Source organism: Ornithinimicrobium cerasi (assembly GCF_003702705.1).
GTDB lineage: Bacteria > Actinomycetota > Actinomycetes > Actinomycetales > Dermatophilaceae > Ornithinicoccus > Ornithinicoccus cerasi.
In genome coordinates this window covers 34,102-53,193 of the sequence record NZ_QZMN01000006.1, presented here as the reverse complement: position 1 = coordinate 53,193, position 19,092 = coordinate 34,102, and the positions used below count along the sequence as shown (strand labels likewise).

Below are 19,092 nucleotides of genomic sequence, written 5' to 3'. Positions count from 1 at the left end.
CTGATCGCCCACGGCATACCCGGTGGGCCTAGGCGCCCCGGCGCTCCTGCGCCGCCCACCGCCACCGCTGCACCTGCCGGAAGATCCACGCCGTCGCGACCTCGCGCCCGGTGGCGACGTACTCCACCGCCGAGTCGTGGAACAACGTCGACCGCACGACGAGCAGGTCGGCCTCGCGCCCGAGCAGGAGCAGCCCGTCGCCCTCCCGCAGCGGCAGGTCGAGCGCGGGGGTGAAGATGCGGCGGCCGTCGCGCACCAGCACCGCCGGGTATGCCGCGAGCCGCGTCCCCCGGTCGTCCGGGTCGCGCAGGATGTCGCCGACCGTCAGCTCGCGGCTGCGCATCCAGCGCACAGCAGCCGGCGCCGAGTGGAACTCCATGTCGACCCGGCTGCTGGCCGGCGTCTCGTGGCCGACCACCTCCACGATCTCGTCCATGATCCGCTCGTCCCAGTCGTCGTCCTCGTGGAGCACGTGGTCGATGAAGGACCAGTAGTTCGGCGAGGTGATCCGGGCCACCGCCTCACGGGCGAGCAGCTCGGTCGGCACGAAGACGGAGTCGGCGTCGAAGGCCCGCAGCGGCGCCTGGTTGATCGAGGAGTTCTGCCGCACCGCGATGAAGAGCTGGTCGTTCTCGATGCGCGCGTGCGCAGCCATCGCCATGTTGACGATGTCCGACTCGGCCCCCGCGATGAAGCCGACGGCGTCGGTCACGTCGGGGCGCCCGTCCACCGGGTCGACGAGGACCACGTCGAGGCCGGCGCTCTCCAGGTCGCGCGTCACCTCCACCCCGAAGTCGCCGTCGGCGCACACCACCCAGTGCCCGTCGGTGAGGTGCTCGAGCTTGTGCGGGAGCCCGGTCCCGCGCGGGCTCATCAGCCACGACGCGAGCCGGAAGCCGGCGGGCCGCCGCAGCGCCATGACGAGGTAGGCCCCGTAGCGGTCGAACGGGTTGATGATGACGTCCGCCGCGAAGTCGTGCATCTGCTGCGCGTGCTCCCGGTCGCTGGACCGCGCGATGACCATGAGCTCTGGCCGCAGCAGGTTGACCGACATGACGATCGAGAGGTTGGTCTCGTCGCTGTCGGTCAGCGCCAGGACCGCCTCGCACTGGTCGTGCCCGAGCCCGGCCATCCCCAGCATCCGGGGGTCGCGGCCGCTGGCCGCGAACGCCGGCACGTCACTGGTGTAGCCGTCGAGGGCCAGCTGCTCCACGCGCCCCGCGTCGCTGTCGAGGACGACGAACTCCCTGCCCTGGTCCTCCAGCGCCCGGCAGACGGCCTCTCCGGCCTGGCCGTAGCCGACGACGAGCACGAACGGGGACTGCAGGCGCCGGACCCGCCGGCTGAACCGCTGCAGCGCGATCGAGTCGCGGAAGGTGCGCTCCTGGGCGATCGCGAGGAGGACGGCGAGGGAGTAGCTCCAGGCCAGCACGCTGACGTAGATCGTCAGGGTGACCCACATCCGCTGGGCGTAGGAGTAGGGGTGCGGGACCTCGCCGTAGCCGATCGTCAGCCCGGTGTAGCTGATGACGTAGAAGGCGTCGAAGACGCCGAGCGGCTCCGGGTTCTCCACGGTGCCGGGCATGACCGAGAGCCCGAAGGTCATCAGCGCGAACGTCCCGACCAGGACGACCAGCGGGGTCCGGATGCGCCGCAGGACGAGGAAGACCGCGTCCGTCGTCATGGGCTCGTCGGGAACGTCCACCCGGACCCGTCGCAGGCTGTCGGGCCTGGCCAGGGCGGGCCTGCCCTTGTGCAGCAGCTGGAGGAGGTTGACCATCGGGTATGCCGCGTGTCCCGGTCCGGGGGGGCGCTCAGCGGCGCCGGTAGGAGACGGTCTCGACGACCAGGAGGACCACCGAGACGACGTTGGCCAGCAGCGCGCCGGCGGCGATCGAGACGACGCTGGCCATGTGCTGCGGGGTCAGCCCCCCGACGTCGACGTAGGAGGCCCAGATCCAGACGAGCGTCGCGATGATCAGCTGGATGCTGGCCACCAGGCTCGTGGCCAGCTGCACGGCGCCGATCTGGGTGCGGTCCCCGAACTTGAGGATCGTCGCGATGATGTTGACGGCGACGGCGGCGTACAGCTCGTAGACGTTGTGCAGGGCCGGGTTGCTGATGTCCCCGATGACGTAGCCGAAGTTCAGGGTCGCGGCCAGCAGCACGAAGAAGCCGAAGACGACCTTCTCTAGGTTCACACGCACGACGATAACGCCGCAGGGCTGTCAGCGCGCCTTCCTACAATCACCGGCGTGGACCTGGATGCCGCGGCGCGGCTGGCGCGCACGTTGATGGACGCGCACGGGCTGCGCGACTGGCGGTTCGAGTTCGACCGGGCCAAGGTGCGCGCCGGTGCGTGCCACTTCACCGACCGCCGCATCACCCTGAGCCGCCACCTCACGCTCGCCCACGACCCCGACCAGGTGCGCGAGACGGTCCTGCACGAGGTCGCGCACGCGCTCGTCGGTCCGCGCCACGGCCACGACCGGGTATGGCGTGCCCGCGCCCTCGCGATCGGCGCCACCGGGGACCGCTGCTACGCCGGCGGCGACCAGCCCGCGGTCGCGGGGCGGTGGCAGGGGCGGTGCCCCGCGGGGCACGTCGTGCACCGGCACCGACGCCCCACCGTCGTGCTGCTCTGTGCGCGCTGTCGGGGGGCTGCGACCCTGGACCGGGTGATCGACTGGACGCACGACGGGCGACCGGTGCCCGAGCGCGAGCTGGGTCCGCGGGTCGCGGGGGTGATGGCCCGGCTGCGCGCCTCCGCGTCCGGACGGACGGGGGTCGTGACCAAAGCGTGACCTGCCATCTGTGACCTGGCCCACAATGTGTATTAGGTTCGGTTACGTCGTGCCGGACGATGCGCGGGCTCCTGCGGCCGTGACGCCGGCACGGTGTGAGAAGGGAGCCAAGGATGGCGAACTCACGGTGGCGCCGGGTGACGGCGTCGGCGATCGTTGCGGCCGGAGCACTGACCCTGACGGGCTGTCTGCAGAACCCGGACCAGAGCGGCGGGGCGGGCGGCTTCGGCGCCGACACGGAGCCGGACGAGGGTGACGGTGTCGTCACCGTGCTGGGTGCGTTCGGCGGGCAGGAGATGGAGGCCTTCGAGGCTTCTCTCGCAGCCTGGGAGGAGGAGTCGGGCATCGACGTCCAGTACGTCTCCGACCAGGACTTCACCACGACCATCCTGCTGCGTGTCAACTCCGGCGACGCGCCGGACATCGGGCTCTTCCCGCAGCCGGGCGGTGTGCTGCAGATGGCGGCGCAGGGTCAGATCGTGCCGATCGACCAGTTCCTCGACTACGAGTCCCTCGACTCCACGCTGGTCAACGGCTTCCTCGACTCGGCCCGCTACCAGGGCCGCGTCTACGCGGCGCCGATGCGCATGGCCGTCAAGTCGGTCGTCTGGTACCCCAAGGCCGCCTACGAGGAGGGCGGCTGGAGCACCGAGCCGGCCTCGCTCGCCGAGCTGGACGAGATCGGTGAGCAGATCAAGGCGGACACCGGCAAGACCCCGTGGTGCATCGGGTGGGAGTCGGCTCAGGCCACCGGCTGGGTCGGCACCGACTGGATCGAGGAGTACATGCTCCGCCTGCACGGGCCGGACGTGTACGACGACTGGATCTACCACCGCATCCCCTTCAACGACGAGCGCGTGGTCCAGGCGTTCGAGGCCTACGCGGAGCTGGCCACCGACGACAACGTGCTGGGCGGGTCGACCGGGATCCTCAACACCCCGTTCGCGGAGGCCATGACGCCGGCGTTCCAGGACGACCCCGACTGCTACCTGATGCGCCAGGGCAACTTCGCCACCGGGTTCTTCCCGGCCGACGTCCAGGACAACCTCGACGAGGAGGTCGGCATCTTCGTCTTCCCGCCCGCGGAGGACGGCTACGACGGTCAGCCCATCCTCGGTGGCGGTGACCTCGCGGCGGCGTTCCGCTACGACGCCGACACGGTCGCGTTCATGGAGTTCCTCACCTCCGACCAGTTCGGCGCCGAGTGGGCGCAGGCCGGTGGGTGGCTCAGCCCGCACAGCACCTTCGACGAGACCAACTACCCCGACGACATCCACCGTCAGATGGCGCAGATGGCGATCGAGGCTGACGTGTTCCGCTACGACGGCTCCGACGTCATGCCCAAGGAGGTCGGCTCCGACTCCTTCTGGAAGGCGATGGTCGACTTCCAGAACGGCGCGAGCGCCCAGGCTGTGACGGACGCGATCGAGGCTGGCTGGCCGGACGAGGGTGATGCGGCCGCCGAGACAGGGTCGGGTCGATGACCTACTCGCACTCGACCCCACCAGTCGGCGGCGAGACCGCGGTCGACGAGAGCGACCCGCGGGTCGACGACGCCTCTCCTGAGGCGACGGTCCCGAGCGACTACGGCCTGCAACCGGTCAAGCTGCTCATCGGCGTCCTCGGCGTGGCCGCGACGCTCTGGGTGATGATGAACCTCTTCCTGGCGTTCGCCTACCACCCGGAGTGGTTCTTCGACAGCAAGATCCTCATGGGGACCCTCGGCCTCGTCGTGGGGGTCGGAGGTGCCGCGGTCCTGTTCTGGTTCATCAACGTCGCGATCGAGGCGCTGCCCCGCAAGCTGGAGCACGGGCTGGTCCCGTACGCCTTCCTCATCCCCGGCTTCTCGCTGATGGCGCTGACCCTGTTCTACCCGACGATCCAGTCGATCCACTACTCGTTCGCGAACCGCGACAGCACCGAGTACGTCGGCCTGCAGAACTACCGCGAGCTCTTCAGCGAGGGTGCGTTCTGGTCCGCCGTCCTCAACAACGTGCTGTGGATCGCCATCGTGCCGGCGGTCACGGTCGCGCTCGGCGTCGTCGTCGCGGTGCTCGCCGACAAGCTGTCCGCCTCGAGCGAGAAGTGGGCCAAGAGCTTCATCTTCATGCCGATGGCGATCAGCTTCGTCGCCGCCTCGGCCATCTGGCTGACCACCATCTACGCCTACCAGCCTCCCGGCGCCGCTCAGACCGGTGCCCTCAACGCCATCGTGCAGCAGTTCGGCGGGACCCCGCAGAGCTGGCTGTCCATCGACACCGCGCGGCTGAACAGCCTGCTCCTCATGGTCATCCTGGTCTGGCTGCAGACCGGTTTCGCGATGGTGCTCCTGTCGTCGGCCATCAAGGGCGTGCCGGAGGACACCATCGAGGCCGCGCGCATCGACGGTGCGAGCGAGTGGCAGATCTTCTGGCAGGTCATCATCCCGCAGATCCTGGGGACGATCATCACCGTCTTCATCACCGTGGTGATCCTCGTGCTCAAGGTCTTCGACATCGTCTACGTCCTGACCAACGGCCGCGACAACACCAACGTCATCGCCAACATGTTCTTCAACGAGATGTTCGCGCGGGGCCAGGCGGGCCGGGCGACCGCCATCGTGGTGATCCTGCTCATCGCCGTCATCCCGATCCTCATCTTCCAGGTCAAGCAGTTCCGCGAGCAGGAGGCCACCCGATGAGCTCCACGACGGTCGACGACCGGTCCACCACGGTGACCCCACCGAAGACCCGCGGGGCCGGACGCCTGAAGGACGGGCGCCAGCGCAGCCCGGTCGCCATGGTGGTCATGCTCCTCCTGGTGCTGCTGTGGATCACGCCCACGCTGGGACTGCTCGTCACCAGCTTCCGGACGCGCGACGCCGCCGCGACCTCCGGGTGGTGGGAGGCGCTGTGGGCCGGAGGCTGGACGACGACCAACTACTCCCGCGTGATCGAGCAGGCCGACCTGGGCACCGCGTTCCTCAACGGGATCCTCGTCGCCGTCCCGGCGACGATCATCCCCATCATGTTCGCGGCGTTCGCGGCCTACGCGTTCACGTTCATGGACTTCAAGGGCAAGGACGTGCTGTTCATCGTCATCGTCGCTGTCATGGTCGTCCCGATCCAGGCCGCGTTCCAGCCGCTGCTGGACGTCCTCGGGCCCCGCGGCCTGGGCATCAGCGGCCAGTACCTCGCGGTCTGGTTGCTGCACACCGGCTTCGGTATGCCGCTGTGCATCTACATCCTGCGCAACTACATGTCCTCGCTGCCGTTCAGCATCGTCGAGTCCGCCCGGATCGACGGGTGCAGCAACTTCCAGATCTTCTGGAAGCTCATCGCCCCGATGTCCATGCCGGCCATCGCGGCGTTCGCGACGCTGCAGTTCCTGTGGGTGTGGAACGACCTGCTCATCGCCAAGCTCTTCCTCACCAACGACAACACCACGGTGATCGTCAAGCTCCAGCAGCTGCTCGGCACGCAGGGTCAGGGCGCCGAGCTCCTGACGGCCGGGGCGTTCATCTCGATCGTGCTCCCGATGATCGTGTTCTTCGTGCTCCAGAACTTCCTGGTGCGCGGCATGACGTCGGGTGCGGTCAAGGGCTGATCCACCGACCGGGGCGGGCGTCGGGAGCTTCCGACGCCCGTCCCGGCGCGTGTGGTGGGATGACTCCGTGACCCCGACGACCCCGCACCCTCTGCCGTGGCCGGGGGCCCTGCCAGCGTCCGCCCGGTCCCGTCTGGAGACCGTCCTCGCCGCCCTCCCGGAGCACCGGCGCACGACCTTCGCCCTGCGGGTGGCCCGGTGGTGGGACGACCTCGTCGAGGGGCTGGCCCCCTACCCCGACCCGCCCGAGGTCGCCTCGCGCGTGGTCGAGCTGGCGGGCACGGCATACCTGTCCCGGTCCGAGGACCTGCACCTGCTGGACGAGCGCCGCTCCCTCGAGCCGGACTGGTTCCAGCGCCCGGGGATGATCGGGTATGCCGCGTACGCCGAGCGGTTCGCGCCCGCCGGCAGCGGCCTGGCCGGCGTCGCCCGGCGCGTGGACCACCTCAAGGACCTGGGTGTGGGCTACCTCCACCTCATGCCGCTGCTGCGCCCGCGGCCCGCGCCCAACGACGGCGGCTACGCGGTGGCCGACTACCGGCAGGTGCGCGAGGACCTCGGCACGATGGAGGACCTGCGCGAGGTCGCCGGCGTGCTGCGGGAGCAGGGGGTCAGCCTGTGCCTGGACCTCGTGCTGAACCACGTCGCGCGCGAGCACCCGTGGGCGGCGGCCGCCCGCGCCGGCGACGAGCGCTACCGGCGCTACTTCCACGTCTTCCCCGACCGGACCGTGCCGGACCAGTACGAGCGGACCCTGCTCGAGGTGTTCCCCGACTTCGCCCCGGGCAGCTTCACCTGGGACGAGGAGCTGGGGGGCTGGGTGTGGACGACGTTCAACAGCTACCAGTGGGACCTCGCCTGGGACAACCCCGACGTCTTCTGCGAGCTCGTCGACGTCATCCTCTTCCTCGCCAACCAGGGTGTCGAGGTGCTCCGTCTCGACGCCATCGCGTTCCTGTGGAAGCGGATGGGCACCCAGTGCCAGAACGAGCCGGAGGTGCACCAGCTCACCCAGGCGCTGCGGGCCGCCGCGCGCATCCTCGCGCCCGCGCTGGTCTTCAAGGCGGAGGCGATCGTCGGCCCGAACGAGGTGGTGCACTACCTCGGGCAGGGGCGGCACCACGGCAAGGTGTCCGACCTCGCCTACCACAACAGCCTCATGGTGCAGATCTGGTCGATGCTGGCCAGCCGGGAGACGCGGCTGGCCACGAGGGCGCTGGGGCGCTTCCCCGCCGTCCCGTCCACGACCGCGTGGATCACCTACCTGCGCTGCCACGACGACATCGGCTGGGCCATCGACGACGCCGACGCCTCGGCCGTGATGATCGAGGGCTGGCGGCACCGGGAGTTCCTGTCGCAGTTCTACTCCGGCGACTTCGAGGGGTCCTTCGCCGAGGGTGTCGTGTTCCAGCAGAACCGGGCGACCAACGACGCCCGCATCTCCGGCAGCGCAGCCAGTCTGGCCGGGCTCGGCCGGGCCCTCGACGCCCTCGACGTCGCGTTCGACGAGCAGAGCGCGGCGGAGGCGGCGACCGCCGTCGACCAGGCGGTGGCGCGGGTGCTGCTCGGCTACGCGATCGTCTACGGCTGGGGCGGCATCCCGGTGCTCTGGTCGGGTGACGAGGTGGCCGCGCTCAACGACGAGGGCTGGGACGCGATCCCTGAGCACGCCGACGACAACCGGTGGGTGCACCGGCCGCGACTCGACTGGGACTGCGTGGTCGAGGCTCGCGAGGATCCCACCTCGCCGACGGGACGGGTGTATGCCGGTCTCCGTCACCTCGCGCAGGTCCGCTCACGGCTTCCGCACCTGCACGCCAGCGTGCCTGCCGAGGTGGTCGCCAGCCCCGACCCCGGCGTGTTCGCCGTCGTCCGGCGGCACCCCGTGGGGCCGATGCTCGCTCTGTACAACGTCACCGAGCAGCCGCGGCAGGTGCCCGGCTGGTGGGCCAGCGAGATCGGACTGCCGCTGGACCAGGCGATCGACGCGCTCAACGGCTACCCGCCGAACCTGTCCGCGGACGGGTCGGTCTACCTGTCCACCTACCAGCCCGTGTGGCTGGTCCGGCCCTGACGACTGGGGACGCGGTGTGTCGTCGTCCCCGCCGACCGGGGACGCGGTGTGTCGTCGTTCCCGCCGACCGGGGACGCGGTGTGTCGTCGTCCCCGCCGACCGGGGACGCGGTGTGTCGTCGTCCCCGCCGACCGGGGACGCGGTGTGTCGTCGTCCCCGCCGACCGGGGACGCGGTGTGTCGTCGTCCCCGCCGACCGGGGACGCGGTGTGTCGTCGTCCCCGCCGACCGGGGACGCGGTGTGTCGTCGTCCCCGCCCACCGGGGACGCGGCGTGTCGTCGTCCCCGCCGACCGGGGACGCGGTGTGTCGCACGCGGGCTGGGCTCGGTCGGCCGGGGAGCGCACACCCGGTGGGCTCGGTCGGAGGTGGGGCGTGCATACGGTGGGCTCGGAAGGCGGGAACCGCGTCTTACCGTGGGCTTGGTCGGCTGGGGAGATCAGGCCTCGGCGATGACGACGAAGTTGGCCTCGGTGTGGCCGTCCGACTGGTAGCCCAGGGCCGGGTCGCAGGTGATGATCGCCAGCCGCGGGCGGTCGGGGTGCGGCCCCCACACGGACAGCGACCGGGCCAGCTGGTCCTTGTCGACGGCTGCCGTGCTCGTCACGGTGAAGGAGGAGCTTGAGCCGTCGGTGTAGCCCACGTTCACGACGTCCCCCACCGAGACCGAGGGCAGGTTGACGAAGGCGTCCGCCTGTCCCTCCCACGTGACGTGGGCGGCGATCACGGAGGTCCCGACCTGGCCGGGCTGCACGCGGTCGCCGCCGGTGAACCAGATGATCTCCTGGCGCCCCGGGTTGATCGTGCCGTCGGCGGCGAGGCCCTGCGGCTGGAGAGCACCGTCGACCCCACCTGCGGCGATCGTGATCCACGACGGGGCGACCTGCTCCTGCGCCTGGGCCGACGGCGTGGGCACCGGGGTCGTCGACGGCGGCGCCGCCTGGGTGGGCTCCTCGGTCGTGGGGTCTGCCTCGCCCGTCGTGGGCGCGGTCTGGTCCACCGGGGCCGTGGTCGCGGCGGGGACCGACGTGGCGGCCGGCGAGGTCGTCGCCGGGTCGGCGACGGCGACGTCCTCGTCCCCCCGGAGCTGCAGGAGGAGGGCGAGGCCGGCGACGACCGCCAGGACGAGCCCGGCGGCGACGAGCAGGAGCGGGGGGACCGCACCGGTCCCGGTGCGGTCCCCCCGCGGACGGGTGTCCGTCATCTGCCCGTTCAGCTCTCCTGACCGCGCCGGCGCAGGCCGAGCGCGGCGAGTCCCAGGCCCGCAGCAGCGAGCGCGGCCAGCGGGAGGGCCGGGTCGGCGCCCTGGACCGGGACGTCGGTCTGCACGACCGGGCCGATCGGCTTGCCGGCGTCGTCGCCGCCACCACCGGGGGTGCCGGGCTCCTCGGTCGGCTGCTCGGGCTCCTCGGTGGGCTGCTCGGGCTCCTCGGTCGGCTGCTCGGGCTCCTCGGTGGGCTGCTCGGGCTCCTCGTCGGGGACGCTGCCGTCGCAGAAGATGATGTGCGAGATCTCCTTGCCGGACTCGTGGAAGAGCGCGTCGTCGACCTCGACGTAGGGGAAGAGGGTGTTCTCGTCCTCCACGGAGGTGCCGGTCGAGCCGGCCTTGACGACCGCCAGCAGCCACGCGTAGTCCGACCAGACGACGTCATACAGCGTGCCGTCCTCGAACAGGTCGACACCCGCCTCGTGCTCGCCGTACGCGGAGTAGTCCCCCTCGGCCTTCTCACAGGTGACGTCGACGAAGCCCTCGGCCTCGAGGAAGTCGACCCAGTAAGCCGCGTTGTTGGTGTTCTCCTCCGGCTGCGCAGCTGCGGTGCCGGCGCCACCGAGAACCATGAGACCGGCCGCGACCGCGGCGGCACCTCGACGGAACGTCGTCATAGGAACTTCCCTCTTCCAGGTATGCGCGCCCAGCGTCACGATCGCGGGCGTCTGCGCGCGAAACATACCACCGGGTCGTCCCGAGGGCAGCGACGGACCGCCTCGCTAGGCTGCGGACCATGAACCTCGCCGACCTGGCCCAGGCCCTGGGCGCCGAGCTCGCCGACACCGCCACCCATCCCAGCGGCGTCGTGGTGACCGGCGTGAGCCACCAGGCCGCCTGGATCCGGCCTGGAGACCTGTTCGTCGCGATCCGCGGTGCCCGCTTCGACGGCCACGGCTTCATCGACGAGGCGATCGAGCGGGGTGCCGTCGCGGTCGTCGGCGAGGGCCTGCCGCCCCGCGCCCGCTGCAACGTCCCCTACCTCACGGTCAAGAACGCGCGCGCCGCCCTCGCGGACGCCGCCACCGAGGTCCTCGGCCGCCCGAGCGACCGGATGACCGTGCTCGGCGTCACCGGCACCGACGGCAAGACCACGACCAGCTGCCTCGCGCTCCACCTCCTCCGGGCCACCGGCCACCGGACCGGGCTGCTCTCCACGATCGGCTACGAGCTGCCCGACGGGGAGCTGCGCCAGCCGCCCTCGCACTTCACCACGCCGGAGGCGCCGCAGGTCCAGCAGATCCTGCGGGACATGGTCGCCCACGAGGCCACCCACGCGGTCGTCGAGAGCTCCAGCCACGCCCTGGCCATGGACCGCGTCCGGGGCGTCGACTACGACGTGGCGCTCTGGACCAACCTCACCGGCGAGCACCTCGACTTCCACGGCACGATGGAGCAGTACTTCGCGGACAAGGCCAAGCTCGTCCGCCGCGCCCGGCACAGCGTCCTCAACGCCGACGACCTGCCCTGGTTCGAGCGGCTGGTCCCGCTGGCCACCGCGGACGGGCGCGCGTGCACGTCATACTCCGCCGAGGGTGCCGGCGCCGACTGGCGCGCGGAGGGGATCGAGGAGGGCGCCGACGGGCTGGCGTTCACCGTGCACACCCCGACCGGGCAGGCCCGCGCGCACCTGCCGATGGTGGGCCGGTTCAACGTCGCCAACGCGCTGGCCGCGATGGCAGGGGTCGCCGCCACCGGCGTCGGGCTGGAGGAGCTCGTCGAGGGGCTCGCGACCTTCCCCGGCGTCCCGGGGCGGATGGAGATGGTGGAGCGCGAGCCGGGGGAGCCTCGCGTCATCGTCGACTTCGCGCACACGGCGCCCAGCCTGGAGAAGGCGCTCACCACGGTGCGCGTCACCACCGACGGGAACCTCTGGGTCGTCCTCGGCTCCGCCGGCGGCCCCCGCGACCCGTCCAAGCGCGCCCCCCTCGGGGAGGTCGCGACGCGGCTCGCCGACCACGCGGTGTTCACCGAGGAGGACCACCGCACCACCCCGTTGCAGGACATCCTCGAGGAGATGGAGCGGGGCGCCCGCGAGGCGGGTCGCGACAACTTCGTGTCCATCGGGGACCGCACCGACGCCATCCGGTATGCCGTGCGCGCCGCCGCCCCGCAGGACACCGTCGTGCTCGCCGGCAAGGGGCCGGAGGAGACGATGGAGAGGGGCACCCAGCTGGTCCCGTGGGCCGAGATCGAGGTGGCCCGGGAGGCGCTGCGGCTGCGGCGCGAGGGCGCCTGAGGTAGCTGCTCGGCGCCGATCTGAGGTAGGCGGACCGCCGAGGATAGGGAGACCGTCCGATGTGGGGAGCTACCTCAGAGGCCCACTCTCGAAGGGTCGGACCCGGACCACGGGTCCCCACCGAGAGGACAGCACCATGAGCACCATCACCCTCGACCCGGCCTTCCTGGGCGCCGAGACGGCTCTGCGCCGGCAGCGGCTCGTCGCCGACTGGGGCCGCAGCCTCTGGTTCGCCGGTCGCCGGTCGACCGGGACGGCCTCGTCCCGCGCGAGCCGGGCCCGGTCCCTCCCCGCCGGCGCAGGTCGCGCCGTCGCCGCGGCACGGTGACCACCTCCTCCCTCGGCCGGACGCCGGAACAGGACGGGGAGCGGGTCGGTGGGCCAGAACGCCCACCTCTGTCACCGCTCGCCGTCAGAATGGGGGACGTGGCACCGGAGGAGAGAGCGGCGACGCCGCTGCTGGGCCGTGAGCGAGAGCTGGCGGAGCTGGCCGACAGGGTCGGCCTCGGAGAGGATCCGAGGTCGGCCCTCGTCGTGCTCGGAGGGGACGCGGGCGTGGGCAAGACCCGCCTGCTGGGGGAGCTGGGGGCACGCGCGCGCGACGCGGGGTGGCGCGTGCTGGTGGGGCACTGTCTGGACTTCGGCGACAGCGCGCTGCCGCTGCTGCCGTTCACCGAGGTGGTCGGTCGGCTCGACGGGGAGGCCCGTGAGCTGGTGGAGCCGCTCGTGCGGCACCACGCCCCGCTCGCACGGCTGCTCCCGGCCGGCCGGGTGCTGATCCCGTCGGCAACCTCGCCAGAGGGGGCCGGGGGCGGGCCGCACGGGGTCGGAGGCGACGAGGGGGCGGTCCGGGGGGAGCTGTTCGAGGGGCTGCACGCGGTGCTGGAGCGCCTCGGTCAGGACCGTCCTGTCCTGCTCGTCGTGGAGGACGTCCACTGGGCCGACCCGTCGACGCGCGACCTGCTCACCTTCCTCTTCCGCCGGGGTTTCAGCGCCCCGGTCTCCGTCGTCGCCTCCTACCGGCAGGACGACCTGCACCGTCGTCACCCGCTGCGCTCGACGCTGGCCGAGTGGGGCCGTACGCCCTCCCTCACCCGGGTGCACCTCTCTCCTCTCGAGGACGCCGACGTGCGCGCGCTGGTGCGGGCGGTCCGGCCGCAGCTGACCGACGCGGGCGACGTCGAGGAGATCGTGCGACGGGCGGAGGGGAACGCCTTCTTCGCCGAGGAGCTCGTGGTGGCCAGCGACCTCGGGGAGGCGCTCCCGACCGACCTCGCCGACCTGCTGCTCCTGCGGCTCGACGGGTTGGCGGAGGACGCGCGTGACGTCCTTCGCGCGGCGGCGTGCGTGGGGCGCCGGGTGCCGCACGCGCTGCTGGCCGAGGTCGTGGACCTGCCCGCGGACCAGCTCGACGACGCCCTCCGCGCGGCCGTCGAGGCCAACGTCCTCGTCTCCGGTTCCGACGCCGGCTACGCCTTCCGGCACGCGCTCCTCGCCGAGGCGGTCTACGACGACCTGCTGCCCGGCGAGCGCGCCCGCCTGCACGCCTCCTGCGCCAGGGCGCTGGCGGAGGGCAGGGTGCCGGGGACCGCGGCCGAGCTGGCGCGCCACGCCCGGGCCGGGCACGACCCGGTCACGGCCGTCACCGCCTCGGTCGAGGCCGGCGAGGACGCGATGTCCCTCGGTGGTCCGGACGAGGCCGCCGGCCACTTCCTCACCGCGCTCGACCTTCTCGCCGCACCGGCCGTCGCCGAGGCGCTCGACCTCGACCGGACCACCGTCGTCCTGCAGGCCAGCGAGGCGCTCTTCATCGCCGGCCGGGCCTCCCGCGCGCTCAAGCTGCTGCTCGACGAGCTGGGGGGCGAGGTGGTGACGCCGGAGGACGCGGCGGGGGACACGCCATACCCCGACCCCGGCCGACGGGCCGAGCTGCTCGTGGCGCTGGGTCACGTGACCCTCGCCGTCGACGGCACCCCCGTCAGCGCGCTGGCGGCGACGGAGGAGGCGCTGCGGCTTCTCGGTGACGAGCACACCAAGCGACGGGCCTGGGCGCTGGCCGTCCATGCGCTGACGAACGTGGACCGCGGCCGGTTCGACGTCGCCAGCCGGGCGGCGCAGACCGCGCACGACCTCGCGGTCGAGCTGGGTCTGGAGAGCCTGCAGACGGAGACCGCCACGACCCTGGGCCGCCTCGCGTCCTTCGCCGGGGAGCCGGAGTCCGCGAGGGCCGCCATCGCCGAGGTCATCACCCGGTTGCGGGGGTCGGGCAACCCGACCGGGTTGGTCCGCGCCCTGCACCAGATGGGCGGGGTGCTCTTCGAGGAGGGCCGGTATGCCGAGGCCCGGCCCTTCTACACCGAGGCCGCCCAGCTGGCCGTCGAGCACGGACGGCGGTGGGCGCCGTACGGCTTCGACGCGCGGGTGCTGGGGGCGCTCGCCTCGTACCTGACGGGGGACTGGGAGGCTGTCGACCGGGCGGTGGACCTGTCGGGGGAGTCGCCGCCCGCTCTGCAGGAGGGGTTGCTGGCCGGCGTCGGGCTGATGACCATGGCCGGCCGGGGTGACCCCGGCGGACCGGAGGCGCTGCGGGCGGTGCCGGCGGAGATCTACACGGACGGCTGGGCGACGCTCCTCGTCACCGGTGCGGCGATCGACATCCTGGGCGACGCGGGCGACCTGGACGGTGCGCTGCGTGCCTACGACCGGGCGTGCGAGGTGGTGAGGGACCTGTGGCAGGTGAGCTCCTTCCCCGCTCAGGTCCGCTTCGGGGCCCTGCTGCTGGGGCGGCTGGCCGAGCGTGCGGGCGCGGCCGCCGGGCAGGAGCGGCACGGGCTCGTGGAGGTGGGTGCCCGGTTGGTCGCGGACGCCGAGGCGGTGGCGCGACGCGCCGAGAAGCTCGGTCGGGTGAGCGGTCCGGAGGGCCGGGCGTGGGAGGCGCGGCACCGCGCGGAGCACCTGCGGCTGCGGTGGCTGGCGGGGGTCGAGCCGCCGGAGCCCGCGGAGCTGGTCGGAGCGTGGGAGGCGGCGGTGGAGGGCTTCGAGCGGATGGGCCACCGGTACGAGTGGGCTCGCTCCGTCGCCCGCCTCGCCGCCGTGGTGTCGCGGGCGGGGGCAGCGGCCGGCGGCGGGGGCGTGCCCGTCAGCCGGGGCGGGTCAGTCGGCCGGGGAGGGGGCGATGGACGGGTCGATGGAGAGGCCGATGGAGGGGCCGTCGGCGCGAAGGAGCGGGTGGCTGCCCTGGTCGCCGGGGCGCGCGCCGTCGCCGAGGAGCTGGGCGCCCTCCCGCTGCTGGCCGAGCTCGCGGTGCTCGACGGCGGGACAGCGGTCGCCGGCGGGGCGGGCGCGGAGGAGGTGGGCCAGGTGGTGCTGACGCCGCGTGAGCGGGAGGTGCTCGGGCTGGTGGCCGCGGGCCGGAGCAACGGCGAGATCGGCCGGCAGCTGTTCATCTCCACGAAGACGGTGAGCGTCCACGTGTCCAACATCCTGGCCAAGCTGGGCGTCTCCAGCCGTACCGAGGCCGCCGCCGTCGCACGCGACCGCCGCCTGCTCGGGTGAGGTCCCTGGGGATGCGGTGGGGATGTGGCGTCCCGTGGAACAGCGTCCCGTGGAAATGTGCCAGATCGCCGCACTCCCACGGGACGCTCTCTCACGGGACGGCGTCGGCAGCACCGCCGGCCGGGGGCGCACCCAGGCGGGCGCTCGATCAGGACTCCCCGAACGCCGCCAGCACCTCCGCGCGCGAGATGTCGCGCACCGATGCCGCGGCCCACCGCGGCGCGCGGTCCTTGTCCACGACCTGGGCGCGGATGCCCTCGGCGAAGTCGGGGTGGCGGGCGAAGACCGACCCCAGCACCAGGTCCTGCGCGAGCACCCCGTGCACGTCCAGGGAGGCTGCCCGGCGCAGCGCCTCGAGCGTCACGGCGACCGAGTGCGGCGAGCGCGCCGCCACGAGTGCCCCGGCCTCGCGAGCCGGCGCCTCCGGGTGCCCCAGCAGACGGTCCACGATGACTCCCGCGTCCTCCCCGGCGTAGCACTCGTCGATCCAGGACCGGTTGGCCGCGAGCCAGGACGCCTCCGCCCCGCCGTCCCCACCCGCCGCGTCGACCAGCGCCGACGCGCCCAGCGTCGGGTCCGCGCGCAGCGCCGAGATCACCGCCTCCTTGCCCGAGGAGGCCACCACCACGTCCGCCGTCCCGAGCAGCACCGCGTCCGCACCACCGACGGGCGCACCGGTCAGGGCGACGTGGGTGCCCAGCTCGCCCGGCGCCCGCGACAGCAGCCAGAGCCCGCCCACGTCGGGGAAGAACCCGATGATCGTCTCCGGCATCGCCAGCCGCGTCCGCTCGGTCGCCAGCCGCACCGACCCGTGCGCGGACACCCCGACCCCGCCCCCCATGACGATCCCGTCCATCCAGGCCACGAACGGCTTGGGGTAGTCGGCGATGAGCGCGTCCACGGCGTACTCCGCCTCCCAGTAGGCCACCGCCTCGTCGTGGCGCCCCGCCAGCACCGCCTCCCGCAGCGCCCGCACGTCGCCCCCGGCGCACAGCCCCCGCTCCCCGGCCCCGTCGAGGAGGACCGCCCCCACCGCGTCGTCGTGGGCCCACGCGGTCAGCTGAGCCAGCAACGAGTCCACCGACGCCCGGTCCAACGCGTTGATGGCCCGCGGCCGGTTGAGCCGCGCCCGCCCGAGGCGGCCGTCCACGGCATACAGGACCTCGTCGCCGTGGCCGGGCGCGGGCTCCCACACGAGCTGCTCGTCGCTGTTCCTCATGCTCAGGGACTCTAACCACGCACGTAGACTCCCCGGCATGGGCAAGGCATCACGCAAGAAGCGCGCCGAGGGCGCCACCCCCAAGCCGCGGCGCGCACCGTACGTCGCCCGGCCTTTCGAGGGGCTGCACGACGAGACCGACTGGGTCGCGATGAGCGAGATCCTGCCGGCCGCGACCGCGCCGGTGACGGTCGTCGTCCCCGAGGGCACCGAGGTGGAGGGCCACCCCGTCCCCGCCGGCGAGCACGAGGTCACCCTCGTCTCCGTCCTGCCGGGCGCCATCCCCGCCCTGCACCGTGACAACGGCGAGGTCCTCGTCGCGCTGCAGTCCCGCACCTCCAGCGGCGACGCCTCCCGCGACATCGCGCAGGCGGTCCTGACCGCGCTCGCCGCCGACCCCGGCACGTCGGTCAACTCGATCCGTCCCGCCACCGCCGACACCCCGCGCCTGCAGGACCTGCTGGCCGACGGCCAGGAGCTCGACGTCACGGTGCACCAGGACTTCGGGTTCTGGCTCGCCGACGACGCGACCGACGAGCAGCGCGCGGCGCTGGAGCAGATGAACGACAGCGCCGTCCCGATGGAGCGCGTCGACGGCGCCCCGTCGGCGTACTGGTGCCGGATGACCGGTCGCTCCTACGTCCGGTGGATCCTGGGCGAGGACGAGGACGCCGCCACCCGCGCGATGGCGCGCCTGCAGGCCGCCGGCGAGCACACCCTCGGCGAGGGCACGGAGCTGCTCGGAGCCTTCCGCGCCAACGGTCTGCTCGTCCCCGTGATCGAGGTCGACCCGCAGGCCGAGGCGGCCACCTTCGCCGAGCCGCTGGCCGCGCTCCAGGCCCGCTACGAGCAGGCGCTCACCGTCGAGGAGCCCCTGTCCACCGACGAGCGTCGCGCGCGCGACGGCCTGGTCTCCCGCCAGGTCACCCTGCGCTGACCCGACGAGGTATGCCGTGAGCGTGCCGGCCGGGCGGGTCGCAGCAGGGGTCGTGGCGGTCGTCCCCGCCAAGGACGAGGAGGAGCGCGTCGGCGCGACGATCGCCGCCCTGCGGCGCATCCCCGCAGTCACGCACGTCGTCGTCGTCGACGACGGGTCCAGCGACCAGACGGCCACCGTCGCGGAGTGGGCCGGCGGGGTCGACGTGGTCCGGCACGGGCACAACCGGGGCAAGTCGGCCGCCCTGGAGACCGGTGCCGCGCGTGCCGCCGAGCTGGCACCGGGAGCCCCCCTGCTCTTCGCCGACGCCGACCTGCAGGCATCCGCGGCCAACCTCTCCGCCGTCGTGGAGCCGGTGCTGGCCGGCATGGCGGACATGACGATCGCGGTGCTGCCGCCCCAGGACCGGCCCGGGGGCGGGTTCGGCATCGTGGTCCGCACCGCCCGCGAGGGGATCTCCAGGCTCACCGGCTGGGCGCCGCAGCAGCCGCTCTCGGGCCAGCGCTGCCTGACCCGGGAGGCCTTCGACGGGGCCCTGCCGCTCGCTGCCGGGTGGGGCGTCGAGGTGGGGCTGACGATCGACGTGCTGCGCGGCGGGGGCCGGGTGATGGAGGTGCCCTGCGAGCTGCACCACCGCGTGACCGGCCGTGACCTCGGTGCCCAGGTGCACCGCGCCCGGCAGCTCGCGGACGTCGCCCGGGCCGTCGCCGACCGGTCCGGCGTCCCCGACCGGGTGCGCGAGGGCGGGCTCGCAGGGGCGCGGGTCGTGCGCGAGCAGACCTCCCGGCTCGCGGGGCAGGCTCGCGAGCGGGGCGGCCCGACGCTCGACCAGGTGCGCCGGCGGCTCCGCGGGGGCTGGCACGAGCTCTGAGGGCGTCCTCCGGTCAGCGACGGCGTCCCGGAGCACCCGCGTTCAGTCGGCCGACCCGGTCCTGGCGGCGTCGAGAGCCTGCCGCTCCTCGGGCGTGAGCACCACCTCGGAGTCCCCGCCGACGATCCCCTTGGCGTAGGTCCGGCTCTCCCCCCGCGCGTGGATCGAGCTGAGGACGAACCCGTCGCCGTCGTCGTCCACGACCGCCGCGCTGAAGCTCATCCTTCCCCCCATGTCCCCGAACGCGTCGTAGCGCACCACCGCCACGTGCCGCAGCGCCTGCGTCAGGTCGCCCCGCACCTGCGCCAGCTGGGTCTCCAGCGCGCCGATGCGGTCGAGCGGCGGGTCCGTCGGCGCCCCCGCCTCGACCAGCCGGGTGAGCTGGCGGTCCACCACGCGCAGCCGCCGCACCGTGAAGGCCGCGACGGCGAGCGCCAGCACGGCGACACCGACGGCGACCCAGGCGAGGGTGGGGAGGGCGGGATCCACGAGGCGAGGGTATGCCGTGCCGCGTCCAGCCCGCGCCCACCGCGCCGTGGCACG

16 protein-coding genes are annotated in these 19,092 nt (G+C 73.0%); 10 read left to right on the top strand and 6 right to left on the bottom strand.

Features of this window, described 5'->3' with window-relative positions; all coding sequences use genetic code 11:
- Positions 1–28: 28 nt before the first annotated feature.
- A complete protein-coding gene (locus D4B81_RS08275) occupies positions 29–1,780 on the bottom strand; it encodes an NAD-binding protein (RefSeq protein WP_122261967.1) in 1,752 nt (583 codons plus the stop codon).
- A gap of 34 nt (positions 1,781–1,814) precedes the next feature.
- Positions 1,815–2,201, bottom strand: a complete 387-nt coding sequence (locus D4B81_RS08270; RefSeq protein ID WP_097189063.1) for a DUF6394 family protein — start codon at positions 2,199–2,201, stop codon at positions 1,815–1,817.
- 54 nt (positions 2,202–2,255) lie between these two features.
- On the opposite strand from D4B81_RS08270, the gene D4B81_RS08265 reads away from it, so the two are divergent.
- The 5 genes from D4B81_RS08265 to D4B81_RS08245 all read left to right on the top strand — a co-directional run bounded on the left by D4B81_RS08265 (position 2,256) and on the right by D4B81_RS08245 (position 8,463).
- Positions 2,256–2,804, top strand: a complete 549-nt coding sequence (locus D4B81_RS08265) for a SprT-like domain-containing protein (protein ID WP_122261966.1) — start codon at positions 2,256–2,258, stop codon at positions 2,802–2,804.
- A gap of 113 nt (positions 2,805–2,917) precedes the next feature.
- Positions 2,918–4,288, top strand: coding sequence for an ABC transporter substrate-binding protein (locus tag D4B81_RS08260; RefSeq protein WP_122261965.1), 1,371 nt, complete (start codon positions 2,918–2,920; stop codon positions 4,286–4,288).
- The gene (locus D4B81_RS08255; protein ID WP_122261964.1) at positions 4,285–5,484 is read left to right on the top strand and encodes a carbohydrate ABC transporter permease; all 1,200 of its coding nucleotides are present in this window, start codon (positions 4,285–4,287) and stop codon (positions 5,482–5,484) included. Before D4B81_RS08260 ends, D4B81_RS08255 begins: the two co-directional genes overlap by 4 nt.
- Entirely contained in the window at positions 5,481–6,389 is a 909-nt protein-coding gene (locus D4B81_RS08250; protein ID WP_122261963.1) for a carbohydrate ABC transporter permease, read from the top strand. The genes D4B81_RS08255 and D4B81_RS08250 overlap by 4 nt, the downstream gene beginning before the upstream one ends.
- 67 nt (positions 6,390–6,456) lie before the next feature.
- A complete protein-coding gene (locus tag D4B81_RS08245; RefSeq protein ID WP_237565899.1) occupies positions 6,457–8,463 on the top strand; it encodes an alpha-amylase family protein in 2,007 nt (668 codons plus the stop codon).
- A 437-nt stretch (positions 8,464–8,900) separates the two neighbouring features.
- Here D4B81_RS08245 and D4B81_RS08240 read toward each other — a convergent pair whose 3' ends face one another.
- Positions 8,901–9,665: a class F sortase gene (locus tag D4B81_RS08240; RefSeq protein ID WP_122261962.1), complete on the bottom strand. Its 765-nt coding sequence runs from the start codon at positions 9,663–9,665 to the stop codon at positions 8,901–8,903.
- A gap of 8 nt (positions 9,666–9,673) precedes the next feature.
- Positions 9,674–10,345 (bottom strand): hypothetical protein, encoded by a 672-nt coding sequence (locus tag D4B81_RS08235; RefSeq protein ID WP_122261961.1) that lies wholly within the window; start codon positions 10,343–10,345, stop codon positions 9,674–9,676.
- Positions 10,346–10,464: 119 nt separating this feature from the next.
- Between D4B81_RS08235 and D4B81_RS08230 the strand changes: the two genes are divergently transcribed.
- From D4B81_RS08230 to D4B81_RS19150, 3 genes are all read left to right on the top strand, one after another.
- Positions 10,465–11,967, top strand: a complete 1,503-nt coding sequence (locus D4B81_RS08230; protein WP_122261960.1) for a UDP-N-acetylmuramoyl-L-alanyl-D-glutamate--2,6-diaminopimelate ligase — start codon at positions 10,465–10,467, stop codon at positions 11,965–11,967.
- Positions 11,968–12,103: 136 nt separating this feature from the next.
- The gene (locus D4B81_RS08225; protein ID WP_122261959.1) at positions 12,104–12,295 is read left to right on the top strand and encodes a hypothetical protein; all 192 of its coding nucleotides are present in this window, start codon (positions 12,104–12,106) and stop codon (positions 12,293–12,295) included.
- A 98-nt stretch (positions 12,296–12,393) separates the two neighbouring features.
- Positions 12,394–15,522: a helix-turn-helix transcriptional regulator gene (locus D4B81_RS19150; protein ID WP_161965047.1), complete on the top strand. Its 3,129-nt coding sequence runs from the start codon at positions 12,394–12,396 to the stop codon at positions 15,520–15,522.
- Positions 15,523–15,670: 148 nt separating this feature from the next.
- On the opposite strand, the gene D4B81_RS08215 is transcribed toward D4B81_RS19150, so the two are convergent.
- Positions 15,671–16,741, bottom strand: a complete 1,071-nt coding sequence (locus D4B81_RS08215) for a 3-hydroxyisobutyryl-CoA hydrolase (protein WP_122261957.1) — start codon at positions 16,739–16,741, stop codon at positions 15,671–15,673.
- Between the two features lie 37 nt (positions 16,742–16,778).
- On the opposite strand from D4B81_RS08215, the gene D4B81_RS08210 reads away from it, so the two are divergent.
- Both D4B81_RS08210 and D4B81_RS08205 read left to right on the top strand, forming a co-directional pair.
- Positions 16,779–17,678, top strand: a complete 900-nt coding sequence (locus D4B81_RS08210; protein WP_122261956.1) for a DUF5926 family protein — start codon at positions 16,779–16,781, stop codon at positions 17,676–17,678.
- Between the two features lie 16 nt (positions 17,679–17,694).
- Positions 17,695–18,549, top strand: coding sequence for a glycosyltransferase family 2 protein (locus D4B81_RS08205; protein WP_237565898.1), 855 nt, complete (start codon positions 17,695–17,697; stop codon positions 18,547–18,549).
- 42 nt (positions 18,550–18,591) lie between these two features.
- On the opposite strand, the gene D4B81_RS08200 is transcribed toward D4B81_RS08205, so the two are convergent.
- The gene (locus D4B81_RS08200) at positions 18,592–19,038 is read right to left on the bottom strand and encodes a DUF4446 family protein (protein ID WP_202613627.1); all 447 of its coding nucleotides are present in this window, start codon (positions 19,036–19,038) and stop codon (positions 18,592–18,594) included.
- Positions 19,039–19,092: the final 54 nt, after the last annotated feature.

Coding starts and splice junctions, on each gene's coding strand:
- D4B81_RS08275 (WP_122261967.1), bottom strand. CDS start 1,780: ATGGTCAACCTCCTCCAGCTGCTGCACAAGGGCAGGCCCGCCCTGGCC.
- D4B81_RS08260 (WP_122261965.1), top strand. CDS start 2,918: ATGGCGAACTCACGGTGGCGCCGGGTGACGGCGTCGGCGATCGTTGCG.
- D4B81_RS08255 (WP_122261964.1), top strand. CDS start 4,285: ATGACCTACTCGCACTCGACCCCACCAGTCGGCGGCGAGACCGCGGTC.
- D4B81_RS08250 (WP_122261963.1), top strand. CDS start 5,481: ATGAGCTCCACGACGGTCGACGACCGGTCCACCACGGTGACCCCACCG.
- D4B81_RS08240 (WP_122261962.1), bottom strand. CDS start 9,665: ATGACGGACACCCGTCCGCGGGGGGACCGCACCGGGACCGGTGCGGTC.
- D4B81_RS08235 (WP_122261961.1), bottom strand. CDS start 10,345: ATGACGACGTTCCGTCGAGGTGCCGCCGCGGTCGCGGCCGGTCTCATG.
- D4B81_RS08230 (WP_122261960.1), top strand. CDS start 10,465: ATGAACCTCGCCGACCTGGCCCAGGCCCTGGGCGCCGAGCTCGCCGAC.
- D4B81_RS08225 (WP_122261959.1), top strand. CDS start 12,104: ATGAGCACCATCACCCTCGACCCGGCCTTCCTGGGCGCCGAGACGGCT.
- D4B81_RS08215 (WP_122261957.1), bottom strand. CDS start 16,741: ATGAGGAACAGCGACGAGCAGCTCGTGTGGGAGCCCGCGCCCGGCCAC.
- D4B81_RS08210 (WP_122261956.1), top strand. CDS start 16,779: ATGGGCAAGGCATCACGCAAGAAGCGCGCCGAGGGCGCCACCCCCAAG.